The organism is Candidatus Nitrosocosmicus agrestis, from assembly GCF_008389435.1.
Taxonomy (GTDB): Archaea; Thermoproteota; Nitrososphaeria; order Nitrososphaerales; family Nitrososphaeraceae; genus Nitrosocosmicus; species Nitrosocosmicus agrestis.
In genome coordinates, this window is sequence record NZ_VUYS01000015.1 from 16,865 (window position 1) to 29,033 (window position 12,169).

At 32.0% G+C, this 12,169-nt stretch carries 8 protein-coding genes; 1 reads left to right on the plus strand and 7 read right to left on the minus strand.

Going from position 1 to position 12,169, the window contains the following annotated elements:
• Positions 1-140: 140 nt before the first annotated feature.
• Together F1Z66_RS10255 and F1Z66_RS10260 are read right to left on the minus strand one after the other, a co-directional pair.
• The gene (locus F1Z66_RS10255; RefSeq protein ID WP_149863527.1) at positions 141-1,322 is read right to left on the minus strand and encodes a site-2 protease family protein; all 1,182 of its coding nucleotides are present in this window, start codon (positions 1,320-1,322) and stop codon (positions 141-143) included.
• 363 nt (positions 1,323-1,685) lie between these two features.
• On the minus strand, positions 1,686-2,156 hold the full coding sequence (locus F1Z66_RS10260; protein WP_149863528.1) for a pyridoxamine 5'-phosphate oxidase family protein: 471 nt from the start codon (positions 2,154-2,156) through the stop codon (positions 1,686-1,688).
• Positions 2,157-2,570: 414 nt separating this feature from the next.
• Between F1Z66_RS10260 and F1Z66_RS10265 the strand changes: the two genes are divergently transcribed.
• Positions 2,571-3,104, plus strand: coding sequence for a hypothetical protein (locus F1Z66_RS10265; RefSeq protein ID WP_149863529.1), 534 nt, complete (start codon positions 2,571-2,573; stop codon positions 3,102-3,104).
• Positions 3,105-3,496: 392 nt separating this feature from the next.
• Here the strand turns inward: F1Z66_RS10265 and F1Z66_RS10270 are convergent, their stop codons facing one another.
• From F1Z66_RS10270 to F1Z66_RS10290, 5 genes are all read right to left on the minus strand, one after another.
• On the minus strand, positions 3,497-4,288 hold the full coding sequence (locus tag F1Z66_RS10270; protein ID WP_195907526.1) for a hypothetical protein: 792 nt from the start codon (positions 4,286-4,288) through the stop codon (positions 3,497-3,499).
• Between the two features lie 683 nt (positions 4,289-4,971).
• Complete coding sequence (locus F1Z66_RS10275; RefSeq protein WP_149863531.1) at positions 4,972-5,427, minus strand: phosphoribosyltransferase; 456 nt, start codon at positions 5,425-5,427, stop codon at positions 4,972-4,974.
• Between the two features lie 1,850 nt (positions 5,428-7,277).
• Entirely contained in the window at positions 7,278-9,185 is a 1,908-nt protein-coding gene (locus F1Z66_RS10280; RefSeq protein WP_149863532.1) for a YncE family protein, read from the minus strand.
• Between the two features lie 464 nt (positions 9,186-9,649).
• Entirely contained in the window at positions 9,650-10,300 is a 651-nt protein-coding gene (locus F1Z66_RS10285; protein ID WP_149863533.1) for a hypothetical protein, read from the minus strand.
• Positions 10,301-11,343: 1,043 nt separating this feature from the next.
• Positions 11,344-11,796, minus strand: a complete 453-nt coding sequence (locus F1Z66_RS10290) for a hypothetical protein (RefSeq protein WP_149863534.1) — start codon at positions 11,794-11,796, stop codon at positions 11,344-11,346.
• Positions 11,797-12,169: the final 373 nt, after the last annotated feature.

Sequence of the window (12,169 nt, forward strand, 5' to 3'; positions counted from 1 at the left end):
TATATCACTCAGGGCAGAGAGATAAATAAGATAATTTGTTATTGTGAAGAATAACATAAAATTACAATATTATTTTAAAGTTAGGTATCTAAATAAAAAGATGTTAACCATTGCTTCAGAATTGAAATTGAATTTTGTATCTAGAAGCTCTTATCCTGATCAACAAAGGATGATTTTTTTTCATCCATTGCTGCAATCAGATCTGTTTTGCTCACTATACCTTCAATTATATCAAAATCATTACATACAAAGATTTTATCTTGTTTTTCGTTTATCATAATAGAAAGGGCCTTTTCAGCAGTATCATTCATATTCATCAATCTTATTTTGTCCTTTGGAATCATAATGTCACCTACTAATGTGGTATCCCTCATTGCTTCTGGAACATCAGTACAGCTTTTAAGAGTCACCAATCCCACAATCTGATAGTCTAGTTTAGTTACTGGAAAAGAACTTTTCATATAAATATTGAAATAATTCCTAATCATAGTACTAACAGAAGTATTTTCCGGAATAGAAATAATATTTGTTTTCATCAAGTCTGCTAATCTTATACGAGATAGCATCTTCATAATGTCATATTGATGTATGTAGGATTGCGCACCATTCTGCAAGAACCATCCTATTAATATAATCCAGAATCCACTCACAAAAGATCCAGAGAGAATTGTCAATAATCCTAATCCAAAAAATAAGTAAGAAATTATTATGCCTATCTTTACAGCAATTCGAGTAGATTTGTCATAATTCTTGTTCCTACGGTATAACAATGATCTGAGGATTCTACCACCGTCCATGGGAAATGCAGGAATCAAATTAAAGACACCTAAAATCAAATTCAGTATGGCAGAGTAGTAAATTACACCATTTAGCATAGTTAAAACATCTGTACCAACATCTTCAACCAAATCAGAAGAAGTTGGCATCATGAATATTGTTAGCCACCAAAATGAAGCAAATATTAGCGAGAGGGCCAAACTTACTGCCGGCCCCGCAATAGCCATTTTGAATTCTTTTCGGAACTCTTTAGGTTCTTCCTCAATGTCCGAAATACCTCCAAAAATAAAAAGCATGATTTGTTTTACTCTAATCCCGTAGGACCTTGCCACCATAGAGTGAGACAGCTCATGAATCAAGACAGAGAAAAACAAGATAATAGTCCCAGATACACTCATTAGCCAGTAATGTGCCGGACTTAATCCAGGTGCATATTGGGGCATAAAACCCTGAGCAAGAGTCCAGCTAATTAGAAAAAACACCAAAATGAGTGAAAAGTGCAACTTGATTGGAATTTGTCTTATAGTCGCGACCTGCAAAGACATATTGTTAATATTTGTAATAAAACTAATATACTGATGCTATAAACTATCTATTTCTCAAATCTTGTCAATGTGTTTGAGATAGTATTTGTTGGTTCAATTGACGATGGATAAAGAGTATAAAGATACTGTTTATCCATCGAAACTACACATTACTTTTTTTTCGATTATCCACAATATCATTAAGGAAACAAATTATGACTCTTTCTTTGATATTGTCAATAATAATATCAATTCAATAAATTAACGTCTTTCATACTAAATTTTTGATCGGCTTGTAGTAAAGAAATTAGATTGGACACGGAAAAAGGTTTACGAGGACTTTTTTGCTATCCGAATACAATTTACGTAGCCGGGTTTGAAAGATCAGAATGACAATTTTCCATAATCCCAGGTCGAAAAAAACTTTGGAGTAATCTGAATAAGTACAACTTCACCCTGCTTTGATTCTTCAAATATCATTTTTGCAATTGGATGATCCAGTGTACCAAGGTATTTCATGCAAATTTTTTCTCCCATGGGAAGAACCATATCCATATCATCTACTATGGTAGCGGTTCCTTTTCCTTTAACTCCTCGAACTGGAGGATTTTCATCATCTATAGAAAAATAAATGGTAGATCTTTTTTTTATGTTTTGTGTCTTCCTTGCCGATTTGGAAGTATTTATCCAAAGTTTTTCAGCACTTTTATCATAATAAAACCAAACTGGTTGGATATTTGGGTCACCCTTACTATCTATAGTAGCTAACTGCAAGTTCAACTTATTTTCAAGAAATTTGTTTACTTCTTCACTGGTCATGTTAGGAATTTCAGAACTGGCATTTATGACTTTCATAGGATAAAGTAGGGTAGTAAATACATAAAAGTTCTCTTTTAATTAATCCAGTTATAGTAGGTATAAAGTAAGGTCATAGAAAATAAGATTTGAGAGATAAATTAACAATCAATTTGTGTTCGACAAATGGAATTAAAGACTATTGGATTCGAATGTAATCCCTAAATGATGATATTACTTTACATACAGTGTGTAATAGTGGTAATGATAGCATGAGAAATAAAATAACTCCACAGTGTTGAAAGACTTGTTACTAGACAGTCAAAATAAGAAACAACAGGTATTAGAAAATCATGACATCATATTGTTAGATGATTTGTTTTGTATCACAAATCCTCATTTATAAAAAGGTTATTAACGGTGAAACCAAAGTATTTGTGATATATTTATATCCATTACGCTCAGACCTATGATATGAAGAGTAAATTCAAAAAATCACTGTTGGGTCAAGTTCTGACAGTTTTTGGAGTTATAATTATGTATGTATTAGTGCCTACTGCACATGCTCAGTCCAACTATACAATCCAGGTTTCAAAAGCAACTGAAGGAGATTTCACAATTAGTGACGGAGCTAGTTATATTGGTACATACTTTGATACCACTTATTCTATGACAGGCACTGCAGATGACTTTATAAACGCTAAGTCGGCACTAATAAGCACAATTCTTGACGACTTTAGTAAATCAAATACTATAGGGTACATTAAAACAAATAGTACAGATGATCTAACAATAAATAATAATTCAACAGCAATTGCCAATCCGTTTGCAAGTAAAGAGCAAATCAATGATAAGATAGAATCCGTATTAACGTATGCACTAGACAAGATAGAACACCCAGTTGGAATTACTCCTCCTTCAATAGGTGATTCAAGAGAAATCAGATGCAACTTTAGTAACATATTAAACAACTTTTGGTGTGATATTCCGACTTTTGTAATTAAATGAGGAATGTAAACCATTGGAAGCAGGAGATTCTATCACTATTTTTTTAACATTTTGACATATAGAAGTCTTAAATAACAGATTAATAACATGTCACCAAGCGAATAGAAAAGATAAAGACTAAAAGTATCTTTTAATCCATTATCTTCGAGTATCAGATTTACTGATTTTGAACTTCTAGAAAAAGAGGATAACGAACAGTCGATATATCTGTTAGGCATCAATAGATGATTTAACTTATTGAGGTATAGTCTTGATACAACTCAAGTATTCCAATATTCTGTTCGACATCTAGATCTAAGGATTATTGTAAAAGGGTGTTTTTTAGTTTCCCTGTTGAAAATAAAATTCCTGCCAAACTGTACAAAGTTTATGGCTGAAAAAAGCCTACATTCTTACCTAATTCTAAGTGTTTGAATTGCATTGTCTATATTTGACTGAAAGCTAGATAGCGAAGCCGACTCTAACTGGTTGGTTGCAGAATATTCACTAGATAATACTAACTGAAGAACATAAATCGTGGTAGGTGATTCATATTTGTAAGACTTTATAATTTCATCATGACCAAAATCAATACTACCTGGAGTAAGATCGTTATCAGATGTTGAACAATTCAACGTAGAAACCTGAAAGTTTTTGTCAGCTATTGTAGAAGTGGAATTTGGTTCTAATTCAGTACAAGTGGTTGAAAGAGTCGAAGGTTCCCCTCCCAGTAGGAATGTCCTTTGTCTTTCGTTCAGATCTCCTCTGTCTTGTATTATTAGATTCATAATTGGAAGTATTTCATTTTGAGATAGAGTATTTAACCGTGTAAAAAAATCCTCGGTTTTTGCTGGAAGTATAGTCAGAATTAAACCATTGTAACCGTTCATACTCTCTGTGGCATACCACCCATTTGGAATCATAAGTTCTGTTACACCATATTTGGAATTTGAATACTTTCCACTCAAGTCTTTCCCGAATTTAGATTCAGTTCCAAAAGAATCCATCATGTTATTGTTGTTGTCGTTATCATCATTAGGATTAAAATTATTGGAAGTATCTTTATCAGCGTTTGAAGAATCGGAAAATGATGTGTTATCATCAACAGCGGCTAGCAAGATTTTCGGTTGATCATAATTTTTCAGATTAAAGTCAATATTGGAATTGATAAAATAAGATGAAGCCAATACCAAATTATCATTCAAATTGTACGCCATGAGTGCTATCAAAGAAAATCCAATGAAAATGAAAACTTGATTAGCATAACAAAGATTGAATAAAGACTTGGTTGAAGCAGGGCCCTTTTTTCTCACTAAAGATAATAAAGGCAATGGTTATTAAAGATTGTCTTTAAGACAATTGAGAAAACTCCATTACTTGCAAGAGAATCATTTAAACCTAGTTTTTATGATAACAAAAGATAGATTCACAAGATACATCCGTGTCATTACTTCTGAAATCACAATCTTTACTTTCTACTAGAATAAACAAAAATAAGTACAATTTTTAATCTTACCCGATCATATGAATTAAATTGATTAAATAAAATTGAGTATAACAAAAGATTCTGAATAAATGACTGCTTCTAACTTGACTTCAATTTTTACTCAAAGGTAGAAAGAATAAAGCAATTGCCCGAATCATGTTTCTCTTGCTTTTCACTTTAAGTTTTCATATTCAGCAAGACACTATCATTGGAAAGAGAGAAATCTCTTTTTGATTAATAGACATCTACCATAATAACTTCGAAGAGTGTGGGAATACAATCGACAATTGTTTATTTTTAGTACATGATTTACGATTTTTGGCGCTGATAGTGACTAGTAAATACTATTATCCCTAATGAATGTGTGGATAAAGGCAAAATACCTGATCTTGTACTCCTTCATCATTCCCAAGGAAAGACAATCCATTTTTCATGATTCAGGATTCTTCCTGTGAATACTCTTGGCCTATTTTCAATAATGTTATCAAACCTCTTCATTAAAAAGGCATAGTCGCAATGAAAATGGCGCAGTGCATTGTATACCTTAGTGAAAATATCCCCTGTATCATAAATATCATCAACAACTAGATATTCTTTAGTGACATCAAGAGTAGGCATCTCATTTGGAAGTAACTTCTTGTATCTAACCGGGATAAACTGTATATGATCAATACCAAGTTCTTGCGCGATCAATCTTGCAGGAATAATCCCCCCATTCGTAATCCCCAATATTATATCATATTTTTTTTTGGATCTTTGCACTTTGTCTACGACAATTTTTGTAAGAAGGCTAATATCCTCCCAATTACAATATTCCTTGATAGAGGTGTTTTCGCTAGTCCTCGGATTGTATTTCAAATTAGTATTATGAGGATAATAGCAAGGACAACAATATTAACAATCACATATCAATATATCCGAATTTAAAGTGGTTGCCTTATGAATAACCAGACAGGAAAGTTATTTGAAAAACGAGATCATTTGGTTCTCATAATTGTAATCAATAACTTATTGCAAAAGGCAGAATATAATGAAAAAATTAATGCAAATCTGCAATTAATAAAAACTATTGCTAATTTATAATTATGGTATTAATATCAATTTGGAAAATAATATCTCTTTTTAGTTTTAGAACAAACTACATATGTTTAAGAGGTTGTACTATAAGTGACCGGTATGATATAGAGAGGCTATTTTTAGGTATCTTTATTGATTTAGCAACTATTAAAATAATAAATACGTGAGAAATGCTAACAAAATACCTATAAGCATTAAATTTTGATAAAACAACAACAATACTGATTCAGGTGTAAATCTGCATATACTTTCAAAGATAACAAGAAATATTAAGATAATATTAAAATTTAATTAAAATTATAGTCAGACATAAATGAAATAACTGAATAAATCTTACTTTAAGATGTAAAAGAAAATATGCTTTAGATTGTTGACAACTAGTCTATTGGTGTTCAGATCCCGTCAGTAATCATCAGTTGTAATCCAACTATCCTGTTTTGATTCTTTCTAGGGATTAGATTTTCCCTATAAAGGCAGAAATCTGGTAAAGCAGACTATAGTAAATCCTTTTATATACACCATCACAACATCAACTCCATTAAAACCAAATACATATAATCCTAAAATATCACTAGATCGACTGATGGGATACAAAGCAGATTAATACTAAGATATTGACAAAATCTTTTTTAAACTTTCAAGACAAGATTAAGATCAAAATCCACTTGTTAATTTCGAATCAATTTGTTTGAAAGAGTCAAAAAAGATGCGGTTGTTCTGATCTTTACCCGGCTTAATTTCATTTTTAAGTCAAAAAACTCCAATCTCAGGTTTCAAGTATTTTTTCTGTTTAGTCGTTTGATAGATCTCCATTTAAAATGGTACAATAAATAATTTTGAATAAATCGCTCTAACCGTACCATGGTATAAGGTCAAATGTATTTTGAGCATATTGAGAATAGAAACTACAAGAACTGATTTTGATAATGTTTTTTTGATCGGATTAACTGAGTAAACTATTTTATAGGCTTTGATTTAACCTGCTTAAATTGCTCCTGTATAATATAATGGATAAGTTATTTAAGCAATAAGAATATGGTTAAGATTTATGAGATCGTATTCGCATTACCATCCACAAAACAATACATCGCACTAACGTTAGTCTTCTATCTTATCTTAAGATCATGAACTTGACTTAGTAACAGATATAGATCAACTTGATTGTGAGTTTAACTCATTGACTGCAATATAAAGGAGTTCAAAGTGGGTGTGTATGTTGTCGTAAGCATTTTCAATGTTTGAATTGCACGGCATCGATTTTTTGCAATGATTGCAAGTGGCTGATCAATATCTTCCTCACAGCGATTTTATCTTCATTTTCAATATTGTCCCTATAATCAAGCCACCACCGATATCTAAGGACCCTATGGGTATCATCCATTTACCATCATAGCATATTTGACGCTTTGACCAAGAATATCCACAGTATCTAAATTTAGGAAATCAATCGAATTGATGGCTATAGTACTCTCATTAGTGATTATAGCACAAAAGATACAAAAATAGTAAAAATAAATCCTAATATTTTCGTTAGTTACACATATGCTATTTTAACAACAAATTTGATAAATGATTCAATCAGATAAAACAATCTCTTCAAAACATCATGTTCTTATATAATAATAAACTACTCATTTTTTTGTCTCCGATATCTTGTTCATAAGTATATTGTAGTGCAGTTCCGTTAACTTACCCTTAGAATAAGCATCCCGAATATCTCGTATTAATTTTATTTTATGGGAAAGATTCATTTCTTTACTATCATCCATGGCATCGATTTTTTTGGCAAAGATTTCCTGATAGAGTATGGATAACTCTTCTTTCAGATATGCATAATGAATTTGATTTATCTTGCCTTTTGAAAATGAATCAGAGAGATCATCTTTTAGTTGATTAAGTAATTCAATATCAGAATCATCCCGTTTACCTGCTTTGTAGAGAGACTTTATTTTATTATGATGAAGACTAGATTTTCTTATATCGGATTTTGATTTCACCCATCCTATTATGTTTGGAATAGACCATCCGATAACAGTCGAAACAAGGATACCGTACAAAGGAATCCAGTATTGTGCAGGAATTGGGTCGGGCAGTTCTTTGAAAGTTGCGGTGAATGTACCATATTGAGTCAAGCAAAAAGATGTTTTTGCAGCATCATTAAAAATTTGCAAAGTTTTTTGTATTGGACTCAATATAAAATCAAAAAAACCATGAGAACCTTCAATACATGGTTTCATTGGTCTCGTAATATTTAAGCCAATATTCTCACTCCAACCTACAAATTCAAAGCCATTATTTGCCTGTGCTAAACACGTTATTCCAGGTTCTTCATACAAATATTGATTTAAAGGATATTCAATTTTATCATCACCGCACAGGACCCTACCAGAATTAAACGGAAAGACATTAAAGTTAATTCCAACAGCAACTTTGTGTTTGGGACCGTGAATTGCAAAAAGACTATCTGACTCCTCAGAGGTTAAATAAACAATGTTAGAATTCTCGTTGACCTCAATGTTTGATAGCGACTCAGATAAGCCAATAGTAGTCAAGTTATTTGTTTTTTCGTCCAGTGAGTAGAGACCATACTCAGACAATATGTATACCTTGTTGATATTCTCATTAATTTCTAATTCTAATGGTGACAACGGTAAAGGAATTACCATGTCTATTCTGGCATTTGCAGTCCCATTCATAATTGAAATGTCATGGTCAGAGATTATGTATACCAAGTTATTACTTTCATCAACCTCCAGTGCACGTGGCTTGTTTTTTAACTCGATGCCCAACAACTGACTATTATTATTTTGTTTGTAAAAATCATCCTCGGTAATTATGTAAACAGAATGATCATTTTCATTGACCTCTATATCGAGTGGTTCCTTTTTATCTGGAATAGACAAATTTTGTAATAGTTGTAAATCATTATTAAAAACGAGTAATTCAGGAGGATCTTGATTAATTATATAGACTCTTTTTGCAATTTCATCTACCGCAATTTTAGAATAGTTTGCATCCACATCATATCGCTTGATCGGATCGATGGATAATGGATAGGAACCATTATCATCAATCAGCATCACACCATTTTTATTCACTAGATATAACAAGCTTTCTTTTTCATTGACCTCTATATCGAGTGGTTCTTGGTCTAATGATAAAGTTTGTAGTAACTTGTCGGTTCTTCCATCAATTATAGAGACAGTCTTTGATGGAGATTTTCCAGAAATGTAAACATGATGAATTTTATCATTCACTTCTACGTCGTGAGGTATTGTGTTGATAAAAACTTCTTTTAAGGTTCCCGAATTACTATCCAATATAGAAATGGAATTAGAACGTTCGTTGGATACATATACTTTGTTTAAAAATTTATCAACCTTTACTTCATTTGGCTCAAGTCCTACTTCTAATCGAGGATTGGTTACATGGTATTTTTCATTTATACTCTCAAGAGTTTGTCCAAGCACATTACCATTATTACTAAAAAGTAACAGACTGTACAACATAATTATAAACAATAGAAAAATGGTAAACAAGATAATGACACCCCTCATCATCCCATCCTAAATCAGGTCACCAAGTGACAGAATATTTCATAAAACATCCAAATTCCCTTCAAGCATACGGATTATTTATATCTTTTGCTATATTGAATGTAAATGCCTCTATTATGCCAATAAAGGAATAGAATATTGATAGTCTAATGGGCGAAATTAAGGTGAAACATCATATTTGGAGTTAAGAAGAGACAACATAGAAGTTATATTATCCCTCTTCAAGATGGAGATAGGTTATTTATTATACAATGGTCAGAAAGAATTAGAGAAATAACCATATGCCCCTATAACATAGTAATAACGTTTTTTCTATACACATATAACAATTATCCCAGGGTTATAGAAGTTGAGGGTTATAGTTAATAGGAATGAATAAATGATAAAGGGATGGACTGGTCAAATATATTAGCCTAATTCTCCAAATCAGTCACAAAAAAGTGAGATTATTTTTTAGGCAATAGATCCTTAATATGCCACATTGCAAAAACCCCCTTTCCCGCGGTTGGATCTATATATGATTCATATACTCCCACAATACTTTTAAGAGAGGCTAGGTTGCCTGTAGCGTTAGCATTAAAAAATGCAGCCCCTAGACTTGTTCGAATACCTTCTTCAGTGGTATTAGTTATTGCCTCAAAAGTATAACTTGCATTACCATTTTGAGAAGTAAAAAGTGCTCTACCTGTAAGGAAATTGGTACCATCATCCCTCGGTATTTCACTACCACTTCCAGAGGCAGCTATCTGCAAGTTATTCAAGGTTCCATTGCCCCTAAAAGAATACTCAGAACTGGTGATAGTACTTATATTTTCAGATCCTAGATCTTGACTTTTTGGAAAGTCAAATTTTTCAGTATAAAAAGGGTTACCAAGAGTCATATTAGCATTTTTCACATCAATAATATCCAAAATACTATTCTGGTTTTGTTGTTGAGAATAACCTATATTTCCTAATGAAAGTACATAAACTATTGTTACCATCATTACAATAAATGGTAAACCTGCTTCTTGTTTTTTCATCATCAAAATGTAATATTTAAGATATATAAAAATGGATGTGTAATTCGGATATACCAATCGATTAATTTTTTCCATATTTACTTTACCACCTTTCTTCCAGGTTTGCCTCGGTATTATTATTTTGAATTAAAGTAATTTATGTATGGATACAAGAATTGATTGTTTATGTCATGTCGAACAGGTTCTACATTAGTTCCAAAATGACCATACTATTCTTTCATATGGGCAACTGATAAAGGCCTTAAGACTAAATCTAATCTCGTTCTTCTAAGTGATGCTTCTGCTCCACTAACTACTTGTAAAAAGTATATCAGAGGAAATGCAGGTCTTGTTTCCTCTAAGTATACTGACTAGGGCGGCAGATATTTCTTTTGCAGGACTTAGATAATCTGCCTTTGAATCCGGGGACGAATAGGAAGGCAAACTTGAGATAAAATATTGAAAGTTTGTTTCATGCGATCCCTTCCAGTGTATTCTATTCTCCTAATCTTGGTATTGTGAAATCAAAAATTTATTTCCAAATACTGTCACTGTATCTTGTATTCACAACACCAATTAGAATTAAACTCATGGATTCCATCGCCAATTCCAAACCATTTCCCAATTATACTTGCATTAGTTAGATCACAGTCATTAAATAATAGATTTGAAGTTATCAGGATTAGCACAACACTAGGGAAAATCATTTGAACTATTAAATAAAAGAGATAAATTTTAGAGATTTTGAAAAAAACAAATAAAAATATTATCTCTTTTTTTTATGATCAATGTCCAATGCCTAATCATCATAGTATAGCCTATTTACTGATTGAATGATCCAAGAAGACATACCCATATCTATCAAAAAAAATTTCTTGGGTTGAGATCATCGTTGCATTGGTCCGAAAATAATCGAGTATAGATCGTAATATTGGCCCTATGACAATTAGAATAATTCAAATTTTTCGAGCATAGGATTCCAAATGAGCAGTAATGGTTTGTTGATGGCATATTAGATAATTTATAATCAATCCTACAAACGTTATCAGAATTATTTACTCATATTCATTTTAGGTCATAAAGCTTATCTTTAACTTATCCCTTTTCACATAACAAACATTAGTAGATTAGTTAGTAAGTCATCCATCCAACGTGGCCGAAAATGCAACAAATACTGGCACATTCCAGTTACCGTTTTGAGATGGTGGCGGACTTAAGAGGAATGATACTTCAGATACTACAACGTTATTGTTTTGAAATGCAGTCAAAAGGTTATTACACACTTCATTATCTGAACTTAGAAATACTACTGTACTTGGAGGAGTATCTGCAAGTTGTATGCTTGCACTGCATCCTTGTGCATTTTGAAATTGATAGTTCTCAATACTAATTACATGACCACCAAGTATTCCACTAAGCTGAGCAAAAGAAATATCGGAATAGTTTGACGTTAAGAACACGAATGTCAATAAACAGAATCCTATGCCAAATTTCAGAAAAAACTTGGAATTCATAAATACTATGACTTCTAATCCTGTAATATTTAAAGATATTATTACGCCGATCCTGATAATAATCCTATTCTTTGTCACTAGATGAATTTTTGAATAATAAAGAATTTGATATTTGATCTTATAGAATAAATCATGAATTTGCTCGAAAAGGGTCGATGAGATACTTCAATCAAAGGTATAGAGTTTTCCGTTACTAGTTTTATTACAATCGTAGAAAAAAGTCGGGATTTCTTCATTTGTAAAGTTTCAATAAACCTTAAATTGTGTTTCAAAGCCCATTTCCTTTGGTATACCTCCCCTCACCATTTAAAATCAGCACCACGATTGCCTTCCTTATACCGCACTTATATCACCATGATGTATGTAGCAATCGCCACATGTTCTAATCATTTGATGAGATTATGTAGCAGTATAACTTGTGAACAGTCTATCTTATCCGACTTCAAGAATC